Source organism: Microbacterium sp. NPDC055903 (assembly GCF_053615555.1).
In genome coordinates this window covers 1,659,527-1,682,388 of record NZ_JBSHCA010000001.1, presented here as the reverse complement: position 1 = coordinate 1,682,388, position 22,862 = coordinate 1,659,527, and the positions used below count along the sequence as shown (strand labels likewise).

The 22,862-nt window shown below is 69.7% G+C and carries 20 protein-coding genes; 11 read left to right on the top strand and 9 right to left on the bottom strand.

Translation table 11 applies throughout. The features are described 5' to 3' along the window. Positions 1–91 precede the first annotated feature (91 nt). Positions 92–661 (top strand): antibiotic biosynthesis monooxygenase, encoded by a 570-nt coding sequence (locus tag ACWGJP_RS07720; RefSeq protein ID WP_452329170.1) that lies wholly within the window; start codon positions 92–94, stop codon positions 659–661. Positions 662–664: 3 nt separating this feature from the next. Here ACWGJP_RS07720 and ACWGJP_RS07715 read toward each other — a convergent pair whose 3' ends face one another. Next, a complete protein-coding gene (locus ACWGJP_RS07715; RefSeq protein WP_452329169.1) occupies positions 665–1,564 on the bottom strand; it encodes a LysR family transcriptional regulator in 900 nt (299 codons plus the stop codon). Positions 1,565–1,658: 94 nt separating this feature from the next. Here ACWGJP_RS07715 and ACWGJP_RS07710 point away from each other — a divergent pair, with 94 nt between their 5' ends. After that, complete coding sequence (locus ACWGJP_RS07710) at positions 1,659–2,324, top strand: type 1 glutamine amidotransferase domain-containing protein (protein ID WP_452329168.1); 666 nt, start codon at positions 1,659–1,661, stop codon at positions 2,322–2,324. Between the two features lie 43 nt (positions 2,325–2,367). On the opposite strand, the gene ACWGJP_RS07705 is transcribed toward ACWGJP_RS07710, so the two are convergent. The 6 genes from ACWGJP_RS07705 to ACWGJP_RS07680 form a co-directional block, all read right to left on the bottom strand. After that, positions 2,368–3,957, bottom strand: coding sequence for a hypothetical protein (locus ACWGJP_RS07705; protein ID WP_452329167.1), 1,590 nt, complete (start codon positions 3,955–3,957; stop codon positions 2,368–2,370). A 67-nt stretch (positions 3,958–4,024) separates the two neighbouring features. Next, positions 4,025–4,942, bottom strand: a complete 918-nt coding sequence (locus tag ACWGJP_RS07700; RefSeq protein ID WP_452329166.1) for an aldose 1-epimerase family protein — start codon at positions 4,940–4,942, stop codon at positions 4,025–4,027. A gap of 44 nt (positions 4,943–4,986) precedes the next feature. Then, positions 4,987–6,504: an L-arabinose isomerase gene (gene araA, locus ACWGJP_RS07695; RefSeq protein ID WP_452329165.1), complete on the bottom strand. Its 1,518-nt coding sequence runs from the start codon at positions 6,502–6,504 to the stop codon at positions 4,987–4,989. Positions 6,505–6,591: 87 nt separating this feature from the next. Further along, positions 6,592–8,220 (bottom strand): xylulokinase, encoded by a 1,629-nt coding sequence (locus tag ACWGJP_RS07690; RefSeq protein ID WP_452329164.1) that lies wholly within the window; start codon positions 8,218–8,220, stop codon positions 6,592–6,594. Continuing rightward, on the bottom strand, positions 8,217–8,936 hold the full coding sequence (locus tag ACWGJP_RS07685) for an L-ribulose-5-phosphate 4-epimerase (RefSeq protein ID WP_452329163.1): 720 nt from the start codon (positions 8,934–8,936) through the stop codon (positions 8,217–8,219). Before ACWGJP_RS07685 ends, ACWGJP_RS07690 begins: the two co-directional genes overlap by 4 nt. Before the next feature lie 153 nt (positions 8,937–9,089). Then, positions 9,090–10,091, bottom strand: coding sequence for a LacI family DNA-binding transcriptional regulator (locus ACWGJP_RS07680; RefSeq protein ID WP_452329162.1), 1,002 nt, complete (start codon positions 10,089–10,091; stop codon positions 9,090–9,092). Between the two features lie 49 nt (positions 10,092–10,140). On the opposite strand from ACWGJP_RS07680, the gene ACWGJP_RS07675 reads away from it, so the two are divergent. Beyond that, positions 10,141–10,986 (top strand): NAD-dependent epimerase/dehydratase family protein, encoded by an 846-nt coding sequence (locus ACWGJP_RS07675; protein ID WP_452329161.1) that lies wholly within the window; start codon positions 10,141–10,143, stop codon positions 10,984–10,986. Between the two features lie 359 nt (positions 10,987–11,345). Here the strand turns inward: ACWGJP_RS07675 and ACWGJP_RS07670 are convergent, their stop codons facing one another. Beyond that, positions 11,346–12,371, bottom strand: coding sequence for a LacI family DNA-binding transcriptional regulator (locus ACWGJP_RS07670; RefSeq protein ID WP_452329160.1), 1,026 nt, complete (start codon positions 12,369–12,371; stop codon positions 11,346–11,348). A 187-nt stretch (positions 12,372–12,558) separates the two neighbouring features. On the opposite strand from ACWGJP_RS07670, the gene ACWGJP_RS07665 reads away from it, so the two are divergent. From ACWGJP_RS07665 to ACWGJP_RS07650, 4 genes are read left to right on the top strand one after another with little or no spacing between them, the layout of a single operon-like run. After that, complete coding sequence (locus ACWGJP_RS07665; protein ID WP_452329159.1) at positions 12,559–13,851, top strand: ABC transporter substrate-binding protein; 1,293 nt, start codon at positions 12,559–12,561, stop codon at positions 13,849–13,851. 50 nt (positions 13,852–13,901) lie between these two features. Beyond that, entirely contained in the window at positions 13,902–14,810 is a 909-nt protein-coding gene (locus ACWGJP_RS07660) for a carbohydrate ABC transporter permease (protein ID WP_452329158.1), read from the top strand. A gap of 5 nt (positions 14,811–14,815) precedes the next feature. Continuing rightward, positions 14,816–15,706 carry a carbohydrate ABC transporter permease gene (locus ACWGJP_RS07655; RefSeq protein WP_452329157.1) on the top strand — a complete coding sequence of 297 codons (891 nt, stop codon included), beginning with the start codon at positions 14,816–14,818 and terminating at the stop codon, positions 15,704–15,706. After that, positions 15,703–17,541, top strand: a complete 1,839-nt coding sequence (locus ACWGJP_RS07650; protein ID WP_452329156.1) for a glycoside hydrolase family 127 protein — start codon at positions 15,703–15,705, stop codon at positions 17,539–17,541. Before ACWGJP_RS07655 ends, ACWGJP_RS07650 begins: the two co-directional genes overlap by 4 nt. Positions 17,542–17,824: 283 nt before the next feature. On the opposite strand, the gene ACWGJP_RS07645 is transcribed toward ACWGJP_RS07650, so the two are convergent. After that, positions 17,825–18,355, bottom strand: a complete 531-nt coding sequence (locus ACWGJP_RS07645) for a hypothetical protein (protein ID WP_452329155.1) — start codon at positions 18,353–18,355, stop codon at positions 17,825–17,827. Positions 18,356–18,499: 144 nt separating this feature from the next. Between ACWGJP_RS07645 and ACWGJP_RS07640 the strand changes: the two genes are divergently transcribed. The 4 genes from ACWGJP_RS07640 (at position 18,500) to ACWGJP_RS07625 (ending at position 22,850) form a co-directional block, all read left to right on the top strand. Then, complete coding sequence (locus ACWGJP_RS07640) at positions 18,500–19,540, top strand: LacI family DNA-binding transcriptional regulator (RefSeq protein WP_452329154.1); 1,041 nt, start codon at positions 18,500–18,502, stop codon at positions 19,538–19,540. 117 nt (positions 19,541–19,657) lie between these two features. Further along, complete coding sequence (locus ACWGJP_RS07635) at positions 19,658–20,995, top strand: extracellular solute-binding protein (RefSeq protein WP_452329153.1); 1,338 nt, start codon at positions 19,658–19,660, stop codon at positions 20,993–20,995. Then, positions 20,992–21,939 (top strand): carbohydrate ABC transporter permease, encoded by a 948-nt coding sequence (locus ACWGJP_RS07630; protein ID WP_452329152.1) that lies wholly within the window; start codon positions 20,992–20,994, stop codon positions 21,937–21,939. Before ACWGJP_RS07635 ends, ACWGJP_RS07630 begins: the two co-directional genes overlap by 4 nt. After that, entirely contained in the window at positions 21,939–22,850 is a 912-nt protein-coding gene (locus ACWGJP_RS07625) for a carbohydrate ABC transporter permease (RefSeq protein WP_452329151.1), read from the top strand. Before ACWGJP_RS07630 ends, ACWGJP_RS07625 begins: the two co-directional genes overlap by 1 nt. Positions 22,851–22,862: the final 12 nt, after the last annotated feature.

Sequence of the window (22,862 nt, the reverse complement as noted above, 5' to 3'; positions counted from 1 at the left end):
CACTCGGAAGGAGAACATCCGTAGCACGGGAGAAACATCGGCGGCCTACACTCGGATGCGCCACAAGCATCCGAACCACCGAGGGGCCACCATGTCCAGCGAACCCGTCACCGTGTCCATCCGCCGAGAGGTCGACCCCGCGCGCATCGCCGAGGCGACCGCTTGGGTGCAGACGGGGGTGAACCTCGCGAACAAGTACCCCGGCTTCCTCGGCTCCGGCTGGATCAGGGCCGGCGAGAGCTCTCACGTCTGGCACATGCTCTACCGCTTCGCGAGCGATGCCACCCTAGACGCCTGGGAGAACTCGTCAGAGCGGGCGTGGTGGCTGTCGATGGGCGAGGGGTTCGTGCGCAGCGAGCGCACTCGCCGCCGCACCGGCATCGAGGGATGGTTCGGGGAGCCGGCCACCGGCTCCGTGGCGGTGATCGCCGAGGACGCTCCCGCTCCCGCCCCACCGCGGTGGAAGCAGGCGGTGACGATCTGGCTCGGGTTCTTCCCGGTCAACCTCCTGTTCACGTATCTGACGGCGCCCATCCCCGGCTGGGGAGACCTGCCGATCTGGCTGCGCGTCCTCGCCACGACGCTCGTGCTCACGCCCGTGATGACCTATTGGGTGCTGCCGTGGGTCACCAGGGCGCTTCGGGGTTGGCTTGCCCGCTGACCGTCACTCCACGGCGTTCCGGAGCGCCGACTCGACGAGGTCCACGGCCGTCGGGGCGCCGGGGCGCCGCACGAGGAAGAGCGTGTTGATGGGCGGATCATCCGTCTCGATCAGCGGGACCAGCCTGCCTTCGGCGAGCTCGTCTGCGATGAGGTAGGTCGGCAGCACGGTCACCCCTGCTCCGGCGACGGATGCCGCGGCGAGCGCTCGGAGATCGGGGACGACCAGCTCGGGGCGGCGCTCGAGCCTCGTGCCGAAGACGTGTCGCCAGTACCGGCGCAGAATCGGGACGTCCTGCGCATAGGCGAGCAGCGGATGCCGCTCCAGCGCATCCGGTCCCTGCCGCGCGACATCAGCCGGGTCGATGCCCAGGCGCGGCGAGGCCACCAGCACGAACTCCTCGTCGACGAGGCCTGCGGATGCGAGCATCCGCCCGCGCGGACGGACCGAGGAGACCACCAGATCGAGCCGGCCTTCGCGCAGCGCGGCGAGGAGCTCGTCGGCGAGCCCTGTTGTCGCCTGCACTCTGAGCCCTGCGGCGACCAGGGGCGCGACAGCGGGCATCACGACGGATGCGGTGAACTCGGCGGCCGCGCCGATCCGCACGGGCTCCACCGGCATCGCGGCCCCTGTTCCGCCGAGGGCCGCCGCCAGTTGCTCGAAGGGCGCCGACAGCCGCGCGGCGAGCTCATCCGCGCGCGCGGTCGCCGTCACCCCGCGCGCGCCACGGACGAAGAGCGTCTCGCCCACCGAGCGCTCGAGCGCCTGGAGGTGGCCGGTCACGGTCGGCTGCGCGATGCCGAGGACCCTGGCCGCGGCCGAGACCGAGCCCGCGCGATGCACGGCGAGGAAGGTGCGCCAGAGTGCGAGGTCCGCCAAGCCATCGGAAATCCGATCGTTCATATCGCGAATCTATCGGAATCTCTTCACTTTGCACCCCGTTGTCCTGAGCAGCGCACGCCCGCGGCATCCGCCGCCGAGATCAAGGAGTCCTCTCATGTCCACTGTCCTCTTCGTCGTCACCGGCGCCCGCACCTGGACGCTCACCGATGGCACGGAGCACCCCACCGGCTTCTGGGCCGAAGAGCTGCTCACCCCGTACCGCGTGCTCACGCAGGCCGGCCACGAGGTCGTCTTCGCGACGCCGGGAGGGGCGTCACCCGTCGTCGACGCCGGGAGCCTGCAGGATGGCGATACAGAGGCGATCGCGGCGATCCCCGGCCTCGCCGCGCCCCGTGTGCTCGCCGAGGTCGAGCCGGATGCCTTCGACGCGGTGTACTACCCGGGCGGGCACGGCCCCATGCAGGATTTGGCGACCGACACGGCATCCGGCGCGCTGATCACCGCGACGGTCGCCGCGGGCCGTCCGCTCGCCGCAGTCTGCCACGGCCTGGCCGCACTGCTGGCGGCGCGCACCGCGGATGGCGCACCGCTCGTCGCCGGTCGACGCATCACCGCGTTCACCGATGAGGAGGAGCGCATCGGCGGCCTCGCGGACCGCGCCCCGTTCCTCCTGGAATCCGCCCTGCGCGCTCAGGGGGCGCAGCTCGACATCTCCGAGCCGTGGAGCGACCACGTGGTCACCGATGGCCTGCTCATCACAGGACAGAACCCGCAGTCGTCGGCATCCGCGGCTGCGGCGCTGCTCGCGGCCCTGGCCTGACGACGAGGGGGCGGATGCCCGAAGCATCCACCCCCTCGCTCGGTCACTCCCAGGTGAGCGTGGGCGTCTCGGTGCTGAAGTCCACCACCGGGGTGCCCATGTAACCGCCCCACCAGACCTCGTAGGTGGCGCGCTGTCCGTCGGACTCGCCCTCGAGCGTCATGTCGACAGAGATCGAGTCGTAGCTCGTGACCGTGGTGCCGGAGTAGTACTCGGGGGTCAGGTCGGCGAGGGTCGCCGCGCCGTCATCGGTGAGCGTGCGGGTGACGGTCCCCTCGATGGGGGTCGCACCCGAGAGGTCGATGTCCGAGATGTCCCAGCCGCACGGAGTGGACAGCGTCTTCATCGCCACGCACTCGTTGATCGCGTCGGTGACGAGCGTCTTGAAGGTGGCGCTGCCGCTCTCGCTGAGCACGGGGCTGAGCTCCCAGAGCTCCTCGGCGTCGTCGGCATCGGCGATCGTGACGACGGGCTCACCGCCCTCGAGGGCGAAGGCGTCGCTGGCGAGCTCGAAGGCATACGTGCCGGGGAAGACGTCGAAGCCCTCGTCGGCCGGCGGCTCGGCGCCGTTCACGGTGAGGCCGAGACCCTCGAAGCCGCTGACCGTGTAGACCGAGACGACGGCGTCGACGATCACCCAGTCGTCGTCGTACTTGTAGACGTCGAACTCGCGCTCGATCGGCTGCCCGCCGAGCGAGAAGGTGACCGGGACGGTGGCGCTGTAGCGGTCCTCGTCGAACTCTCCGATCACGATGTCAGAGATCGGGGCGAGATCGAGGGATGCCTGCAGCACCTCATCGGTGAGCAGATCCGTGTTCCCGTAGGAGTCGACGTACTCCAGCGCTGCCTCGGCGTCGCCGTCCTGCAGGGCGGTGAGGTAGCTCTCGACGGCGTCACCGGCGGTCACCTGCGGCCCGCGCAGGGCGAGCGGCACGGCGATCGCAGCGACGATGAGCAGGATCAGCGCCGCGCCTCCGCCGACGAGACCCCAGATGAGGCCCTTGGAGATCGGCTTGCTCGGCGCGGGAGCGGGGTACTGTCCGGCATTCGGGTCGTACGCACCGGTCGGATACGCCGCGGTCTCCGGCCCGGGATAGCCGGCGGCGCCGGGGTAACCTGCGGTGCCGGGATAAGCCGCCGTCGCGGCGTACTGTGGCTCTGGCTGCGCGCCGGGGTAGCCGGTAGCAGGCTGCGCCGGGTGGCCGACGGCGGACGGGTCGGCGTGGTAGGCGACGGCTGCCTCGCCCGCGGGGTACCCGCCGGGCGCGGTGAAGGCTGCGGGCGCGGTGACCTCGGGCGCGGGCTGCACCACCTCCGGAGCGGGCTGTACCACCTCGGGGGCAGGCACGGAGTCCGGAGCGGCTGCGGCATCAAGGACCGACGGGGCGGACGGCTGCGCGGCATCCGGGACCTGTCCGGTCGTCTCCGGAGCCACCGCCGGGGCAGCGCTGGACGCGGAGCCGCTCGCTTCTGCGGCATCCGGGGTCGCGACGGCGTCAGGAGCCACCGGGACCGACGTCGCCGCGGCCGCAGGCTCTTGCTCTCCGGACACGCGCGCGGAGGAGAAGGTCGCACCGAAGGCGTGCTGCCCGGCGTTGGAGGCGAGCGGGGATTCCGGAGTCTCGTTCGTCACGGTCTCATCGTAGAGCGAGGAGGCGACACCCGTGCCCGCGGAGCGACGGCCGAACGCCCTCGCCTGCTCAGATCGCCCGGATGCTCCAGGATGCCGCGTGCACAGCACCGGGTTCCAGCACCACCAGGTCCGTGCCGGAGTTGAAGGCATCCGGCGGGCAGGTCATCGGCTCGACGGCCAACCCGATCCGGTGGATCTCATCCTGGCCTGGGTTGTCGGCCGTGTGCACCTGCATCCAGGGGCAGCGCCCGTCCCAGCTCATCGCGACACCGGTTCCGCCAGCCGTGGTGAGCCGCACCTCGGCGACGCCGTCCGTCCGATCCAACGCCGTGAAGGCGTGATCGATGAAGACGTCACCGATCGTCCTCGGCGAGCGGAAGTCCCATTCCGCATGCTCCGACACGGGCTCGACGGCCACGGGGCTCAGGCGATCCGGCGTCACGGTGAGCACCTCGGATGCCGGGAGGGCGAGCGTCCAGTCGTCCACGTGACCGTCACCGGCCACGAGATACGGATGCGGTCCGGTGCCCCACGGCGCGGCATCCGCGCCGAGGTTCCGCGCCGTGACGGTCTGCGAGAGCCCCTCGGCGTCGACGCGGTACTCCGTCTCGACCTCGATGCGGAAGGGGTATCCCGACTGCGGCTCGATGACGGCCGCGAGCACGACCCGATCCGCCTCGACGATCCGGTCGGAGAAGTCCGCCCACGCCAGCAGGCCGTGCAGGGCCTGCCCGCGGGAGGGCTCGGTCAGGGCCAGCTGGTGCTCCGCGCCGCCGAAGGAGTATCGGCCGTCGACGATGCGGTTCGGCCACGGCGCGAGCGTCGCGCCGCGGTAGCCGGGCCGCACCTCGTCCTCATCGAAGGGGACGACGAGGTCGCGCCCTTCGAACTGCAGGACGCGCAGGGATGCCCCGACGCTGGCGACGACCGCGCGGTACCCGTGCGCCGCGATCGTCAGCTGTCGACCCGAAACCGGAGTAGTCATGGATGCTCCTTGCTCTCCCGCACAGCGGAAGGAGTCGATCGGGGTCAGAGGCCCTGGGCCAGGCGGTAGTAGGCCTGGTTCCAACGGACCTGCTTCTGGAACTCGACGAGCGTGGTGTCCTCGTCGATGACGAGCAGCTCGACCTCGGCCATCTCGGCGAAGTCGCGGAAGGCCTCAAGCCCCACGGCCGTCGACATGACGGTGTGGTGCGCGGCACCGGCGGTCAGCCACGCCGCAGCGCTGGTGGTGAAGTCCGGCGCGGGCTTCCAGACCGCACGTCCCACCGGCAGGTTCGGCAGCGCCGCGCGCGGCTCGACGTTCTCGACGACGTTCGCGGTGAGGCGGAAGCGGTCGCGCATGTCGCTGAGCGCCACGACGACGGCGGGGCCGGCATCCGCGGTGAAGACGAGACGGACCGGGTCGTCCTTGCCGCCGATGCCGAGCGGGTGGATCTCCAGCGTGGGCTTCGCCGTCGTGAGCGACGGGGAGACCTCGAGCATGTGCGCGCCGAGGATGAGCTCATCGCCCGGCGTCATGTCGTAGGTGTAGTCCTCCATGAGGCTGGCACCCCCGGGGAGGCCGGCACCCATGACGTTCGCGATGCGCACGAGGACGGCGGTCTTCCAGTCGCCCTCGGCGCCGAAGCCGTATCCCTCCGCCATGAGGCGCTGCACGGCGAGGCCAGGCAGCTGCTTCAGCGCGCCGAGGTCCTCGAAGGAGGTCGTGAAGGCGCCGAAGCCGCCTTCCTCGAGGAAGGAGCGCAGACCGATCTCGATCGCGGCGCCGTCGCGCAGCGACTGGTGGCGTTCTCCGCCCTTGCGCAGCTCGGGGACGACCTCGTAGAGCTCCTCGTACTCGGCGACCAGCGCGTCAATGGCCTCCTCGGATGCCGCAGCGACCGCATCCGCCAGCTCGTTCACGCCCCAGGTGTTCACCTGCACGCCGAAGCGCAGCTCGGCCTCGGTCTTGTCGCCCTCGGTGACGGCGACGAAGCGCATGTTGTCGCCGAAGCGGGCGAGCTTGAGGTCGCGGGATGCCGCGAGGCCTGCGGCCGCGCGCTGCCAGGTGCCGAGCTCGCGCTGCACGCGCGGGTCGGAGGCGTGGCCGACGATCGTCTTGCGCGGGACGCCGAGGCGGGTCTGGATGTAGCCGAACTCCCGGTCGCCGTGCGCGGCCTGGTTGAGGTTCATGAAGTCGAAGTCGATGTCGGCCCACGGCAGCTCGACGTTCGCCTGGGTGTGCAGGTGCGCGAGAGGCTTCTGCAGCGCGTCGAGACCCGCGATCCACATCTTCGCCGGACTGAAGGTGTGCATCCAGGCGACCAAGCCGATGACCTTCTCATCGGCGTTCGCCTCGAGAGCTGTGCGCTTGATGGCGGCGGCGTCGGTGAGCACCGGCTTCCAGACGATCCTCACGGGCACGTCGCCCGCCTCGTCCAGCAGGCGCGCGATCTCCTGGGACTGCTCGGCGACCTGCGCGAGCGTCTCGGGGCCGTACAGGTGCTGGCTGCCGGTGAGGAACCAGACCTCGTAGCCGTCGAGGGAGGTGGTGAGCTTAGCCATGGATGTCTTTCCTTTCTTCATCCCGAGCCCGCAACACCACGCCGAAACGCTGCGATGTCGCAGCGGTTTCGGCGTGGTGTTGCGGGTTCAAGAGAGGGCGGTGGTCGCGGCGGCCTCGATGGCGAGACCTGCGCGGTAGCGGGTGAGGTAGGAGGAGAAGCCGGCGACGTCCGCCGGGTCGGGGTCTGCGGTGGCGAGGGATGCCGTGGCGAAGACCTGCTCGGCGAGGTACTCGCCCAGTGTCTCGTCGCGACCGAGGTAGGAGGCGAGCACCGCGATGCCCCACGCCCCGCCCTCGCTCGCGAGGTCGCCGACGGCGACGGGTGCGTCCAGGGCACCGGCGAGGAAGCGCTGGGCGACGCCGGCGGTGCGGAACATGCCGCCGTGCGCGAACATCCGATCCAGCTGCACGCCCTCGGCGGCGAGCACCTGCATGCCGAGCGCCAGCGTGCCGAACACGCCGTAGAGCTGCGCCCGCATGAAGTTCGCGAGGGTGAAGGCGCTGTCAGGAGTGCGGACGAACAGCGGGCGCCCCTCGGTGAGACCGGCGATGGGCTCGCCGGCGAGGTGGTTGTAGGCGATGAGGCCCCCGGCATCCGCTTCGCCCTCCAGCGCCTCGCGGAAGAGGGCGTCGAAGACGGCGTCGTCGTCCAGCGGCCGGCCAGCCGCGGCGGAGAACCGGGTGAACAGCCCCGCCCAGGCGGCGAGCTCGGAGGCGCCGTTGTTGCAGTGCACCATCGCGACGGCGTCGCCCGCCGGGGTCGTCACGAGGTCGAGCTCGTGGTGCACCTCGGTGAGGGGGTGCTCGAGCACGACCATCGCGAAGATGCTCGTGCCGGCGCTCACGTTGCCGGTGCGCGGTGCGACGGAGTTCGTCGCGACCATGCCGGTTCCGGCGTCGCCCTCCGGCGGGCAGAGCGGGATGCCGGCCGGCATCGTCCCCGTCGGGTCGAGCAGCAGAGCACCCTCGGGGGTGAGCGCCCCGGCGGCGGCGCCCGCCGACAGCACGGCGGGGAACAGCGCGGAGACGGATGCGGGGAGCCGGCCGCCCGCGAGCGTGTCATAGGCCCCGAGCATCCGCGCGTCGTAGTCGCCCGTCGCCGAGTCGATCGGGAACATCCCGGAGGCGTCGCCGACGCCGAGCACCCGCTCGCCGGTCAGGCGCCAGTGCACGTAGCCGGCCAGCGTCGTCACGAAGTCGAGCTGCGGAACGTGCGGCTCGGCATCGACGACCGCCTGGTGCAGGTGCGCGATCGACCAGCGGAGCGGGATGTTCACGCCGAGCAGCTCGGTGAGTTCGGCCGCCGCGACGCCGGTGTTCGTGTTGCGCCAGGTGCGGAACGGAACGAGCTGCTCGCCCGTGGCGTCGAAGGCCAGATAGCCGTGCATCATCGCCGAGACGCCGATCGCGCCGAAGGTCGCAGGTCGCACGCCGTGCCGTTCCTCGGCATCCGTGACGAGCGCGGCGAACGCGGTCTGCAGCCCCTGCCAGACCTCATCGAGGCCGTAGGTCCAGAGGCCGTCCTCGAGCCGGTTCTCCCACGAGAAGGAGCCGGTCGCGAGCACGTCAGAGGCGTCGGATCCGATCAGGCACGCCTTGATGCGCGTGGAGCCGAACTCGATGCCGAGGCTCGTGCGGCCGGCGAGGATGTCTTCGCGTGCGGTGGATGCCGCGCCCGTCCGCTCCTCGCTCGCTGAGCCTGTCGAAGCGCTCATCGGCGGGCGTCCGAGTTCTGTCCGTAGACGTTCTGGTAGCGGTTGTAGAGGCTGTCGATGGCCTCCTGCGGAATCGGGATGACCGGCCCTGCCTGCTGGGCGAGGTGCACGGTGCGGGCGACGTCCTCGACCATGACGGCCGCCTTCACAGCATCCTTGGCGTCCACGCCGATCGTGAAGGGGCCGTGATTCTGCATGAGCACAGCGCGGCTGCGGTGGCCCGTCAGCGTCTCGACGATGCCGCGGCCGATCGAGTCGTCGCCGATGATGGCGAACGGGCCGACCGGGATGGGCCCGCCGAACTCGTCGGCCATCGCGGTGATCACGCAGGGGATCTCCTCGCCGCGAGCCGCCCAGGCGACCGCGTAATCGGAGTGGGTGTGCACGACGCCGCCGACCTCTGGCATGTGACGGTAGACGTAGGCGTGCGCCGCCGTGTCGCTCGACGGTGAGCGCTCGCTGCCCGCCGTGCCTGGAATGACGTTGCCGTCGAGATCGCAGAGGATCATGTTGTCGGCCGTCAGGTCGTCGTAGCTCACGCCGGAGGGCTTGATGACGAAGAGGTCGGCACCCGGCACACGACCGGAGACGTTGCCGCCGGTCCAGACGATGAGGTTGTAGCGCACCAGCTCGCCGTGCAGGCGGGCGACGTCGGCGCGGACGGTGGCGATGGCGGCCTCCACCTCAGGGGTGAAGACAGGGGCTTCGTTGCTCACGGGTACCTTCTCGAGTGTCACTGTGACCGGTCACAGTATTGTACCGGCGGGGCGGATGGAGCGTCAACCAGCATCCACCTGGCAGCACCTGCCGCAATCCGGGCCCGCATCCGACCACACCCGCCAACCGAAGCCACGCCGCCGCCTGCGTCGTCAGCGAGGTGGTGCGACCGACGCCCGCGAGACGAGCACCGGCGCGACCGGCGCCGCGGATGCGTCGGCACCGCCGACCACGGCGAGGACCGCGCGGCGTGCGAGCTCGTCGAAGTCCTGCCGCACGGTCGTCAGCCGCGGCCAGTAGAACGCGGCATCCGGGACGTCGTCGAAGCCGACCACGCTGATGTCCCCGGGAACAGCCAACCCTGCCTCGTGCAGTCCGCCGAGAAGCCCGAGCGCCATCTGGTCGTTGGCCGCGAACACCGCGGTGACATCGGCGGCGCGCACCGCGGCGACCGCGGCGTATCCGGACCCCGCCGACCAGTCGCCGACGATCACCGGGCCTGCGGGCAGCCTCCGGGCCGCGAGTTCCGCGGCGAAGCCATCGGCCCTGGACTCGGCCTCGAGCCAGTCCGCAGGTCCCGCGAGATGGGCGATGCGGGTGTGCCCGGCATCCGCGAGAGCGGCGACCGCGAGCCGCGCACCGGCGACCTGGTCGACGGTGAAGCCGCGGCGGCCGCGCCCCGCCGAGTGCAGGGTCACGATCGGGATGCCGACGCTCACCGCGTCGAGTGCCTCCAGCGTGCGCGCATGCGGCGCCACGACGACGATGCCCTCCACGCCCTGTGCCACGAGATGATCGACGGCACCCGCGACAGCGGTCGCGTCACCGGCATCCGCGAACGCCGCGCTGACCCAGTAACCGGCCTCGCGCGCCGAGGCCTCGATCGCCGCGATCGACCGTGAGGGTCCGTACTGCAGCGCGTCCGAGGCCAGCACGCCGATCGTGCGGGAGCGCCGCGTGCCAAGGGCGCGTGCGGCGTTGTTCATCCGGTAGCCGAGCTCGGCCATCGCCCCGAGCACGCGCTCGCGCGTCTCGGCGGCCACCTCTGGATGGTCGTTCAGCACGCGGGAGACCGTCTGCCTGGAGACTCCCGCGCGTGCGGCGACGTCGCGCACGCCGACGGCGCGCGATGAATCGGGGCTCGGGGCACTCACGCGGTCGAGTGTACGGCCACGCGGGCGTCGGCCGTGCCAGCATGTACCCATGCGCATCGCTCTCACCGGATCATCGGGCAAGCTCGGCCGCGTCGTCGCCCGCGAACTGCGTGCCGCCGGCTACGAGGTCATCGGCATGGATGTCGCGGGCACGCGCGGCCCCGATTTCGTGCAGGTGGATCTCACGGACTACGGCCAGGTGGTGGATGCTCTCGCCGCCGTCGGCGACCGCCACGACGGCATCGACGCCGTCGTCCACCTGGGGGCGATCCCCGCACCGGGCATCCGCAGCGATGTCGCGACCTTCCACAACAACATGCCTGCAACGTTCAACGTGTTCTGGGCCGCCGTGCGGCTGGGCATCCAGCGCATCGTGTACGCATCGAGCGAGACGGTGCTGGGCCTGCCGTTCGACGTGCCGCCGCCCTACATCCCGGTCGACGAGGAGTATCCGGCCCGCCCGGAGTCGGTCTACTCGCTCGTGAAGACCCTCGAAGAGCAGCTGGCGACCGAGCTCGTCCGCTGGCATCCGGAGGTGTCGATCACTGCGCTGCGCTTCTCGAACGTGATGGTGCCGGAGGACTACGCCGCCTTCGCGGATTTCGACGCGGATGCCCGGCTGCGCAAGTGGAACCTCTGGGGGTACATCGACGCCCGCGACGGCGCGCAGGCCGTGCAGCGCGCCCTGGAGGTCGCGGAGCCGGGATTCGACAGGTTCATCATCGCCGCCGCCGACACCGTGATGTCGCGTCCGAACGCCGAGCTCATCGCCGAAGTGTTCCCCGGGGTCCCGGTCACCCGAGAGATCGGGCCGAACGAGACGCTGCTCTCGATCGACAAGGCGCGTCGCGTGCTCGGGTTCGATCCGCAGCACTCCTGGCGCGACGAGGTCTGAGCGAGAGAACCCGCACGCTTCTCGTTCCCTGAGCCTGTCGAAGGGAACACACCCGCACGCTTCGACGAGCTCAGCGAGCTTCTCAGCGGCGACACGCACGCTCGACAGGCTCAACGAGGTTCTCAGTGAGAACCCGCACGCTTCGACAGGCTCAGCGAGCTCCCCAGCGGAGATCAGCGAGCTCTCCATTCCCTGAGCGCGAGTTTCGTTCCCTGAGCCTGTCGAAGGGAACACATCCGCACGCTTCGACAGGCTCAGCGAGCTTCCCAGCGGGAACCCGCACGCTTCGACAAGCTCAGCGAGCTGGGTGGGGAAGCTCAGCGAGCTGGGTGGGGAGGCTCAGCGAGCGGGTCGGGACGTCAGCGCCGCGCGATCGTCGAGCCTCTGATCACGAGCCGCACCGGAAGCCTCCGGGTGCCCTGTCCGATGTCGACGCCGTCGATGGCGTCGAAGACCCGTTGCGCCGCCTGCCGACCGAGCTGCTGCAGGTTCGCGTCGATGCTCGTCAGCTCCGGCCTCGCATTGGTGGCGAGCACTTCCCAGTTGTCGTAGCCGATCACGGCGAGATCGTCCGGCACCATGCGGCCGAGGTCGCGCGCGGAGTCCAGCACGCCGCGCGCGATCTGGTCCGAGCCGCAGAAGACCGCGTCGATGTCCGGATGCCGCTGCAGCAGGAGGGCAGCCGCATCGCGCCCCCAGTGCTCCGTCCACTCCGAGAACATCGGCTCTGCGACGAAGTCGAGCCCGGCCTCGGCGAGCGCGGCTCTGGCTCCTGCGACACGGTCCTGGGCCGCCGCGTAGGCGGGATCCCCGGAGATATGCGCGATCCTCCGCCGTCCGCAGGCGAGCAGATGCTCGATCGCGAGGCGTCCGCCCTGCTCGTTGTCCGGTGTGAGCGAGAGGTCGCGGGGGTCGTCGGACGGCGCATAGGCGTAGACGACGGGGACGGGGATGTCCTGGCCGAGGGACGGCCGGGGATCCGTCTGCCGCCCGACGACGATGATCCCGTCGACACGGCGACTGAGGAGCTCCTTGAGATGGTGCTGCTCGCGGATCGCATCGCCACGCGCATCGCAGAGGAACACGTTCACGCGCCCCGCACCGAACGCATCCTCGGCGCCCATGAGGATCGGGATCATGAACCGACCCTCGAGGTCGCTCGTGAGCAGGCCGACGGTGCCGGTGCGTCCGGCGAGGAGGCCCCGTGCCATGGCGTTGGGAGTGAACGAGAGCTCCTCGGCGGCGGCGCGCACACGCGCCCTCGTCGCCGCCGCGACGTCACCCCGATCGTTCAGCGCCTTCGATGCCGTGGCGATGGAGACCCCGGCACGGCGCGCGACATCGCTGAGCGTCGCCGCCCTGCCGCCCGCGTCATTCGTGGCCATGTCTCTCCTCGTTCGCACGGAAAGGTTATCGAAAAGATTGCTTGACCGCGCGCCTTGAATCGCGCTATACCTTTCCGAAAGGGGTTTCGACGTTTTCGTTGGCGAGCCCTCTGAACGACAACGCCGTCGATCGGCGGCAGCACCCGTCCGACACACCGGCTCGAAGTGGAGCCAAGGAGGCAATCCCATGCACATCCCCCGACGCCGTGCACTGATCCGCACCGGCACCGTCCTGGCCCTCGCAGGCCTTCTCGGCGGCCTCGCCGCCTGCGGCACGAGCGAATCCGCAGAGCCCGAAGAGCCGATCACGGCCGAGGGCGTCGATGACGGCTCGACGCTCACCCTGTGGACCCGCGCACCCATGGAGCACCAGGCGAACCTCCTCGTCGACGCGTACAACGCCTCGCACGAGAACCAGGTCGAGCTCACGGTCGTGCCCAACGACGACTACGTTGCCAAGGTCGGTGCCGCCGCGGGTTCGGGAGGTCTCCCCGATCTCTTCGCGGCCGACATCGTGTACGTGCCGAACTGGGTCCAGCAGGGGCTCTTCCAGGACATCACCGAGCAGATCGACGGCCTGGACTATAAGGACTCCATCAACCAGGGCCACCTCTCCGCCGGCACGTACGAGGGCGCCGAGCACGTCCTGCCCTTCGTCCTGGACCTCTCGATGCTGTTCTGGAACAAGGAGCTCTTCGCCGAGGCAGGCCTCGACCCCGACAAGGCACCCGCCACGCTCGAGGAGTTCTCCGAAGCCGCTCAGGCCGTGCAAGCGCTGAACAAGCCGGACACCTACGGCACCGCCACCGGCCTCAACTGCGGCGGATGCCTGGTCTTCACCTGGTTCCCGTCGATCTGGGCATCCGGTGAGGAGGTCCTCAGCGACGACGGCACCGAGGCGCTCCTCGCCGGCGACGCGGCGGAGGAGGTCTACGAGACCTGGGAGGAGCTCCAGGAGGCCGGGGCGATCCTGCCGAGCTCCACGGACGAGGCTGGTCCCACCTGGACCGCCGCCTTCAGCGAGGGCAAGGTCGGCATCATGCCGTTCCCGGCGACCCTGCTGCCCACCCTCGAGTTCGACGCGGGCGTCGCCGGCCTTCCCGGTGTCGACGGCGGGGCATCCACCTTCGTCGGCGGAGACGGCATCGGCATCTCGAAGGACTCGAAGCAGTCCGCGCAGGCCTGGAACTTCCTCAACTGGATGATGTCCGAAGAGGCGCAGGTCGAGGTGCTCGCCCAGGACGGCAACGCCGTCTCGCGAGGCGACCTCGCCGACAACGAGTACGCCGCGGCCGACCCCCGGCTCGTGACGATCAACGAGGTCGCGGCGCAGGGCGACACCCCCGTCGCGATCAACTTCCAGCAGGCGTTCAACGCTCCTGGCAGCCCCTGGCTGACACTCGTGCGCAACGCTGTGCTCGAGGGAACGGACACCGTCGACGCGGACAACGACGAGATCACCGCGATCCTCGGCCAGTGACCTCACGGTGGGGCGGCGTGAGCCGCCCCACCCCATCGAAGGAAGCATCCATGACCTCGACCGCACCGCCGCTGCGTCGTCGCCGCCGCGTCCGCACCGGATTCGGCGGCCCCGTGCAGGGCTGGCTGTACGCCGCACCCACCGCGATCTTCGTGGCGGCGCTGTTCATCGTCCCCCTCGTGCTCGTGCTGCAGATGTCGGCGTCCGACTGGCCCCTGCTCAGCGGCAATCAGGGCGTGAACTTCCCGGAGAACTACGCGGATGCCGTCACCCACCGACTGTTCTGGGACTCGATCCGCTTCACGCTGCTCTACACGGTGATCACCACCGTGATCCTCCTCGGCCTCGGCCTCGGGCTGGCACTGCTGGTGCAGGAGTCCACCCGGTGGAAGGGGTTCCTCCGCACGGCGTTCCTCATCCCCAGTGCGCTCGGGCTGGCATCCGCCTCGCTGCTGTTCTACGTGCTGTACTCGCCGATCGCCGGCCCGTTCGCCGACCTGATGAAATCGTGGGGGATCACCTTCCTCGGCACCCCGGAGGGCGCGCTCTGGTCGACGATCTTCCTCATCGTGTGGCGGTACGCCGGCTTCTACATGCTCCTCATGCTCGTCGGGCTGCAGGGCATCCCAGACGACGTCTACGAGGCGGCGCGCATCGATGGCGCGAGCCGCTGGCAGACGTTCCGGGACATCACCGTGCCGCTGCTCAAGCCCACTTTCGCCCTGACGACGGTGATGTGCGTGACCGGATCGCTGCTCGCGTTCGAGCAGTTCTACATCCTCACCAAGGGCGGACCGGACAACAGCACGATGACCGTGGTCCAGCTCATCTACAACGTCGCCTTCCAGGGCCAGAACAGCCTCGGCATCGCCGGCGCCCTCTCGGTGATCGTGCTGGCGGCGCTCATCGTGATCAACATCTTCCAGCTGCGCGCCTTCCGGCGCCCCGACGAGAGCTGAGATCCGTGTCCCAGACCCTCACGCGCACGATCGTCGCGCCGCACCACCAGCCGAGCACTCCGCGGTACCGCTCGACGGCGAGGCGCCTCGTCTACGGCATCCCGTACTGGGTGTTCACCACGGCCCTCGCTGTGATCTTCCTCTATCCGCTCATCTGGACCGGGGTCTCCTCCGTGAGCCCCGTCGCGGGGACCAGCCAGACCGACGGCTGGGGGTTCGGCAACTACGCCGCTCTCGGCGAGTACCAGGCCGGCATCTGGGTATACCTGGGCAACTCGCTGTTCGTCTCGACGCTGACCGTGGTGCTCACCCTGTTCATCTCGCTGCTGGGTGGATACGCCTTCGCTCGATTCTCGTTCCCCGGCAAGAACGCCCTGTTCCTGCTGACGCTGGCGATCCTCATGGTGCCGTACGCGACCCTGTTGATCCCGCTGTACGTCATCCTCAACGCCGTCGGCCTGCAGAACTCCCTGGTGGGAGTGGCGCTCGTGATCACGATGTTCCAGCTGCCGTTCTCGATGTTCATGATGCGGATCTCGTTCGAGTCGATCCCTCGCGAGATGGACGAGGCGGCGATGGTCGACGGATGCTCGAGCTGGGGCGCGCTCTGGCGGGTGCTGCTGCCCGCCGTGAAGCCCGGGCTCGTCACGGTCGGCCTGTTCGCCTTCCTCACCGCCTGGAACGACTTCATGGCGCCGCTGATCCTCATCAACGACTCGAACCGGATGACGCTGCCGCTCGCCGTGGCCAACCTCCGCGGTCAGGTGCAGGGCGTGGTCGACTACGGCGCGACCGAGGCCGGTGTCGTCGTGCTCGCGCTGCCGTGCATCGTGCTCTTCCTGATCCTCCAACGCCACTACGTGCGCGGCTTCATGTCCGGCGCCTTCAAGGGATGACCATGTCTTCTACCCCCCTCGCCCCCGTCGTGCCCGCCCGCGGGCGCCTGCGACCCCTCGGCCTCGACGAGGTCGTCATCTCCAACGGTTTCTGGGCTGAGCGCCAACGCGTCAACGGCGCTGCGACGTTGACGCACATCGAGTCCCGGCTGGAGTCCGAGGGCTGGCTGCCCAACTTCGACCTCGCGGCGCGCGGCCTGCTCCCGGAAGGTCGCCGGGGCCGCGAGTTCTCCGACTCCGAGGTCTACAAGTACCTCGAGGCGCTCGCGTGGGAGATCGGGAGGACGTCGGATGCGGCGCTCGGGACGCGCTTCGGCGCGATCGTCGCACGCGTCGCCGCGGCGCAGGAGGCGGACGGGTACCTCAACACCCGATTCGGTCGGCCAGGGCAGGGCGAGCGCTGGTCGGATCTGGAGTGGGGCCACGAGCTGTACTGCCTCGGGCATCTCTTCCAGGCGGCGGTCGCCAGGGCGCGGACCCGGCCTGAGGCATCCGATCTCGTCGAGATCGCTCGGCGAGCGGCCGATCTCGTGTGCCGCGAGTTCGGTGAGGACGGACGGGATGCCATCTGCGGCCACGCCGAGGTGGAGGTGGGGCTCGCCGAGCTCGGCAGGGCGCTGGGCGAGCGGCGGTACATCGACCAGGCCGCGCTGTTCGTCGAGCGGCACGGACGGGGGACGCTGCGCGACATCGAGTGGGGGCGCAGGTACTACCAGGACGACATCCCGGTGCGGGAGGCCGACGTGCTGCGCGGTCACGCCGTGCGGGCGAACTACCTCTCGGCGGGGGCCACCGACGTCGCCGTGGACACCGACGACCGCGAGCTGCTCGACGTGCTGCGCCGGCAGTGGGAGCGGACCGTCCAACGGCGCACCTACATCACCGGCGGGCAGGGCTCGCATCACCAGGACGAGGCCTTCGGCGACGACTGGGAGCTGCCGAGCGACCGGGCGTACTCGGAGACCTGCGCGGGAGTGGGGTCGATCATGTTCTCGTGGCGGCTGCTGCTCGCGACCGGTTCCTCGGAGTACGCGGATCTCATTGAGCGCACGCTCTACAACGTCGTCGCGACCTCGCCCTCCCCCGACGGCCGCGCGTTCTACTACGCCAACACCCTGCACCAGCGCGTGCCCGGCGAGCCTGCCGATCCCGACTCGACCTCGTCGAGAGCATCCTCGTCGCTGCGGGCGCCCTGGTTCGACGTCTCCTGCTGTCCGCCCAACGTCGCACGGACCTTCGCGAGTCTGGGCGCCTACGTCGCCACGGCGGACGACGACGGCGTGCAGGTGCATCAGTACGCCACGTCGCGGGTGCGCACAATGCTCTCCGACGGCCGCCGGGTCTCGCTCGACATCGAGACCGGCTACCCGGTGGACGGGCGGGTGCGCGTCACCATCGTGGAGGATGCCGAGTTCGCGCTCTCGCTGCGCGTGCCGGGGTGGGCAGGCGGAGCGTCGCTGAGCGTCGCAGGCTCATCGGAGCAGGTCGCGCCGGGATTCGCGGTCATCCGACGAGCGTTCCGGGCCGGGGACCTCATCGAGCTCTCGCTGCCGGTGGCGCCGCGCGTCACCGAGCCCGATCCGCGGGTGGATGCCGTGCGCGGCACCGTCGCCGTCGAACGAGGCCCGGAGGTGCTGGCCCTCGAATCGATCGACTTCGGCGCCGATGTCGTGGACGCGGTCATCGCCGGCACACCGACGCAGCGCGATGGACATGTGGTCGTGCCGGTGCGGAACAGGGCCACCGGTGCGGTCACGGAGACGCCGCTGATCGCCTACCACGACTGGGCGCAGCGCGGCCCTTCGACGATGCGGGTGTGGTTGCCGACGAGCTGAGCCGAGCGGCGCGCTTCGGCAGGCATTCCCAGAGCCGCTTCTCGTTCCCTGATCCGCTTCTCGTTCCCTGAGCCTGTCGAAGGGAACCCGCCCGCACGCTTCTGCGCTTCGACAAGCTCAGCGAGCACCGCGCTTCGACAAGCTCAGCGAGCACTGCACTCACCGTTCCCTGAGCCGCTTCTCGTTCCCTGAGCCTGTCGAAGGGAACCCGCCCGCACGCTTCTGCGCTTCGACACGCTCAGCGAGCTCCAACGGGGCTCAGCGAGCATCCCGCATCCTCGGCTCAGAGATTGAGCAGCAGCACGGTGATGACCAGCGTGGCGATCACGACGGCCAGACCGCCGCCGCACCCGAGCGCGATGATCGCGCCGTAGCCGAAGCGTGACACGCGAGCGCCCGAGAAGCGCGCGGCGGCGAGGAACTCCGTGCCGCCGCCGGCGGTGAAGGCCTGAGCGGCCCCGGCCACGTTCGCGGCGCGGCCGACTCCGCTCGCGATGGCCAAGCGGTCAGATCCCATGAGGTCGCCGGCGATGCCCATCCCCGTGAGATTCAGCGCCCGATACACCGACGCCGGGTCGGCGAGGATCGGATAGCTCTGCGCTCCGACGACGAGGGTGATGCGCTGGGCGGCGGAGCGCACCTGGACCTGGCCGGCGGGAACGCTGAACACCTGCGTCCACGCCCCGGCCGACGCAACCCAGAGCGTGATGAGCCCCCCGCTCACGACCGCCTGCGCGGGGAACCAGGCGCCCGAGGAGGGATCGCCCAGAGCTCCGGTGAAGACGGCGTGCGGCATGGACGGCGGGAAGGGCATACGCCGAGTCTAGGGACGGAGCCCCGCACGCTTCGACAGGCTCAGCGAGCTCGACGCTTCGACAGGCTCAGCGAGCATCTCAGCGAGCTCCTCCCTCCGTTCCCTGAGCTCGTCGAAGGGAAACCCGCGGACTATCCTGTTCGGGTGACGCTGACGCCGAGACCGAGGATGAAGGACGTCGCCGCCCTCGCCGGCGTCTCCCCCAAGACGGTGTCCAACGTGGTCACGGGCACCGTCTTCGTCCGCGAGGAGACCAGGGCCCGCGTCGAGGCCGCGATGGCCGAGCTCGACTTCGTGCCGAACCTCAACGCGCGCGGCCTCCGTCAGGGCCGTAGCGGCACGATCGCGCTCGCCCTCCCCGACCTCGCGACCGCGTACTCCGCCGAGCTGGTGCACCGCATCGTCGAAGCCGCCCATGCCCGCGGGCTCGCCGTCCAGATCGAGGAGACCGCCGCCGAGCCGGTCCGCGAGCAGGAGCTCCTCTCCCGTGCCAGGGCGCACCTCGTCGACGGGCTCATCCTGAACCCGATCCGCCTCGAGGACAGCGTCGTGCGCGACGCCGACCGATTGCCGCCGATCGTGGTGATCGGAGAGGTCGAGCAGAACCGGGTGGATCAGGTGCGCATCGACAGCCGCCAGGCGGGTGCGGATGCCGCCCGTCACGTGATCGCCCGCGGCGCTCGCAGGATCGCCGTCGTCGGCGGCGACGATGACGCCTCCGTCGCCACCGCGACGAGCCGCCTCCGTCTGGACGGCGTCCGAGACGCCCTGCGCGAGGCCGGGCTGCCGCACGGCCCGGAGCTCGAGGTGAACCGGCTCCCCTGGTCGATGGCTGCCGGCGCCGAAGGCGTGCGCGAGCTCCTGGACCGTCGCGTCGCGTTCGACGCGGTCATCGCCTTCACGGACTCGATGGCCGCGGGCGTGCTGCACGCCCTGCACGACGCCGGCATCTCCGTGCCCGACCAGGTGATCGTCACCGGCTTCGACGATGTGGAGTTCTCGCGCTTCACCTCGCCGTCGCTGACGACGGTCGCCTTCGACCGCAGAGCGTTCGCCGAGGCCGCACTCGGCCTCCTCCTGTCACGGATGGACGACCGCACCACGGCCCCCCGGGCCCTCACGCTGTCCCACCGCGTGATCGAACGCGCGAGCACCGCGCGCACCCCCAGGGGCCACCGCCCCTGACCCCGCTCTCACGCCCGCCACGCCGGGCGGAGAACGTGGTTGCGCACGCCATTACCACGATGTAATGATGGAGGCGCCCCGATCCCGGTGCGCCACCCCGGTCACGAAGGAGTGCCGATGACACCCCCGCTCGAGCTGTCCAGGAGACAGTTCCTCTCCGTCGCATCCCTGGCTGCAGGCGCCGCCCTGCTCGCCGGCTGCGCCCCCGGCTCCCCCGCCGCGACGAACGCGAAGACACTGCAGTTCTGGCATCTGCTCTCCGGCGGCGACGGCGTCACGATGTCGGCGCTGCTCGACGCGGCCAACGCCGCGCAGGACACCTACCGGATCCGTCCGACCGTCCTCGCCTGGGGAACGCCGTACTACACGAAGCTCGCCATGGCGGCCGCCGGCGGCCGCGCGCCGGACGTCGCGATCATGCACGCGACCCGCACGGTCGGCTGGGCTCCCGGCGGGCTTCTCGACCCGTGGGATCTCGACAAGCTGGCCGCCCTCGGCGTCGATTCATCGACCTTCCCGACACCCATCTGGGAGAAGGGATTCGTCGGCGAGGACATGTTCAGCGTCGCACTCGACGCGCACCCCTTCGTGCTGATGTTCAACACGGACGTCTGCGACGCTGCCGGCGTCCTCGCCACCGACGGCACGCTGAAGCCGGTCTCCTCGCCGGAGGAGTGGCTCGACCAGCTGCGCACGGTCGCCGGCTCCGCCGAAGGCCACGCCCTCTCCTACGGCTACCTCGGCGACGGCGCCCAGATGTGGCGACTGTTCTACGGCCTGTACGCGCAGCACGGCCTCGAGATCGAGCTGCCCGCAGGCGGCAAGGCGGACATCGACAAGGATGCCGCGATCGAGGTGCTCACGCTCATGCAGTCCCTGCTGGACGGCGAGATCGCCGCGACCCAGGCGGACTACGGCACTGCCGTGGCGGAGTTCGCCACGGGCAAGAGCGGGATGTTCATGACCGGCGTCTGGGAGCTCCGAACGATGCAGAACGCAGGCATTCCCTTCGATGCGACGATGATCCCGACGATCTACGGCACCCCTGCCGTCTACGCCGACTCGCACTCGTTCGTCCTGCCGCACCAGTCCAGCCCCGACGAGGCGAAGCGCGATGCCACCTACCAGTTCGTCGCCGACATGCTCAAGGGCTCGTTCGACTGGGCCGAGGCAGGCCACATCCCGGCGTTCCTTCCTGTCACGGAGTCGGCGGACTACGCCGACCTCATCCCCCAGGCACACTACGCCGAGGCCGCCCAGCACGTCGTCTACGACCCGATCGCCTGGTTCACCGGGTCGGGGTCGAACTTCCAGGGCGAGTTCGGCGCCGCCGTGCAGGGCGTGCTCCTCAACGGCGACGACCCCGCCGCGGCCATCGACCGGTTCGAGGCGCGCGTGAACACGATGCTCTCGCAACCGAACCCGGCCGACCCGGAAGGGACGTGGCAGTCATGACCACCGCAACCGGCTCCACCACCGCGATCGTCACCGGCAAGCCGGGCGACCACCGCTCCCGCCGCTCCTCGACGCCGAGGCGCGAACAGCTCGTGAGCTGGGCCTTCCTCGCCCCGTTCCTCATCGCCTTCGCCCTTTTCCTCGTGTGGCCGATCATCCACGGCATCATCCTCAGCTTCACCGACCAGTCGCTCACCGGCGCCGGCGGAGGATTCGTCGGATTCGCCAACTACGCCGAAGCGCTGAGCGACCCGGTCATGTGGCAGTCGCTGGGCAACACCGTGTGGTTCACACTGCTGTCCACGGTCCCGCTCGTCGTGATCGCACTGCTCATGGCGGCGCTCGTCGACCGCGGACTTCCCGGCCAGTGGCTGTGGCGTCTGTCGTTCTTCATGCCGTATCTGCTCGCGTCGACCGTGATCTCGCAGATCTGGGTGTGGATCTTCAACCCGCAGATCGGTGCGGCCAACAACATCCTGGCCTTCTTCGGGCTCGAGCCGCTCGCCTGGCTGCAGAACCCCGAGACGAACATGCTGTCCATCGTCATCGCGACGGTGTGGTGGACGGTCGGATTCAACTTCCTGCTCTACCTGGCCGCGATGCAGAACATCCCGCCGCAGCAGTACGAGGCGGCGTCGCTGGACGGCGCAGGAGCATGGCGGCAGTTCTTCTCCATCACGCTCCCGCAGCTCGGCCCTGCGACCGTGCTCATCGTGCTGCTGCAGATCCTCGCCTCTCTCAAGCTGTTCGACCAGGCGTACCAGATGCTCGGCGGGGTCGCGAGCGACACCACTCGATCCATCGTGCAGTACATCTACGAGGCCGGTTTCACCAGCTACCGGTTCGGCTACTCGGCCGCCATCTCCTATGTCTTCTTCGCTCTCATCGTCATCGTCGGCGTCGCGCAGGCTCTGATCACGCGCCGCCGGAAGGAGCAGATCTGATGTCCACGACCACGCTCACCCCCACGGAGGCGGTCGTCACCGCCTCACCCCGCGCACCGCGTCGTTCGCACCTCCCCGGCCAGAAGCCGTTCGGCCCCCTGCGGATCGCCGCGTTCGCCGTACTGCTGCTCCTCTCCATCGGCTGGCTGCTCCCGTTTCTCTGGGCTGTCGCGACGGCCTTCAAGACCGAGACGGATGCCGCATCCGGCGACCCCGGCTGGATCGGCGCGAGCGGCCCCACCACGGAGGCGTTCGCCGCGATCCTGTCGCAGGGCAACGTCTACGTCTGGGCCTGGAACAGCCTGTGGACGGCGACCGCCGTCACCGTGATCACGGTCGCCATCTCGGCCCTGGCCGCCTACGCCTTCTCGCGGCTGGACTTCACCGGACGCAAGTGGCTCTTCGTCGCCGTCATCGCCTCGATCGTCGTGCCACCCCAGGTGCTGATCATCCCGCTGTTCTACGAGATGCTCGCCTTCAACATGATCGACACCCACTGGGGTCTGATCCTGCCGCAGGTGGTCGCTCCGGCCATGGTGTTCATCCTCAAGCGCTTCTTCGATGCGATCCCGATCGAGCTGGAGGACGCGGCACGCGTGGACGGCGCAACGCGCCTGCGGATCTTCTGGTCCATCGTGCTTCCGCTGTCGAGGCCGATCCTGGCATCCGTCGCGATCTTCGTGTTCATCGGCGCATGGAACAACTTCCTCTGGCCGTTCCTCGTCATCAACGACACCACGCTGATGACGCTGCCCGTCGGGCTGCAGACGGTCATCAGCGCCTACGGCGTGCAGTACGCGCAGGTCATGGCCCAGGCCGTGCTCGCCGCGCTGCCGCTGATCATCGTGTTCATCATCTTCCAGAAGCAGATCGTCAAGGGCGTCGCGACCAGCGGCTTCGGCGGTCAGTGACCCATCCCCACC

Coding starts and splice junctions, on each gene's coding strand:
- ACWGJP_RS07630 (WP_452329152.1), top strand. CDS start 20,992: ATGACCACCGCAACCGGCTCCACCACCGCGATCGTCACCGGCAAGCCG.
- ACWGJP_RS07710 (WP_452329168.1), top strand. CDS start 1,659: ATGTCCACTGTCCTCTTCGTCGTCACCGGCGCCCGCACCTGGACGCTC.
- ACWGJP_RS07645 (WP_452329155.1), bottom strand. CDS start 18,355: ATGCCCTTCCCGCCGTCCATGCCGCACGCCGTCTTCACCGGAGCTCTG.
- ACWGJP_RS07715 (WP_452329169.1), bottom strand. CDS start 1,564: ATGAACGATCGGATTTCCGATGGCTTGGCGGACCTCGCACTCTGGCGC.
- ACWGJP_RS07670 (WP_452329160.1), bottom strand. CDS start 12,371: ATGGCCACGAATGACGCGGGCGGCAGGGCGGCGACGCTCAGCGATGTC.
- ACWGJP_RS07635 (WP_452329153.1), top strand. CDS start 19,658: ATGACACCCCCGCTCGAGCTGTCCAGGAGACAGTTCCTCTCCGTCGCA.
- ACWGJP_RS07675 (WP_452329161.1), top strand. CDS start 10,141: ATGCGCATCGCTCTCACCGGATCATCGGGCAAGCTCGGCCGCGTCGTC.
- araA (WP_452329165.1), bottom strand. CDS start 6,504: ATGGCTAAGCTCACCACCTCCCTCGACGGCTACGAGGTCTGGTTCCTC.
- ACWGJP_RS07665 (WP_452329159.1), top strand. CDS start 12,559: ATGCACATCCCCCGACGCCGTGCACTGATCCGCACCGGCACCGTCCTG.
- ACWGJP_RS07650 (WP_452329156.1), top strand. CDS start 15,703: ATGACCATGTCTTCTACCCCCCTCGCCCCCGTCGTGCCCGCCCGCGGG.
- ACWGJP_RS07700 (WP_452329166.1), bottom strand. CDS start 4,942: ATGACTACTCCGGTTTCGGGTCGACAGCTGACGATCGCGGCGCACGGG.
- ACWGJP_RS07690 (WP_452329164.1), bottom strand. CDS start 8,220: ATGAGCGCTTCGACAGGCTCAGCGAGCGAGGAGCGGACGGGCGCGGCA.
- ACWGJP_RS07660 (WP_452329158.1), top strand. CDS start 13,902: ATGACCTCGACCGCACCGCCGCTGCGTCGTCGCCGCCGCGTCCGCACC.
- ACWGJP_RS07625 (WP_452329151.1), top strand. CDS start 21,939: ATGTCCACGACCACGCTCACCCCCACGGAGGCGGTCGTCACCGCCTCA.
- ACWGJP_RS07720 (WP_452329170.1), top strand. CDS start 92: ATGTCCAGCGAACCCGTCACCGTGTCCATCCGCCGAGAGGTCGACCCC.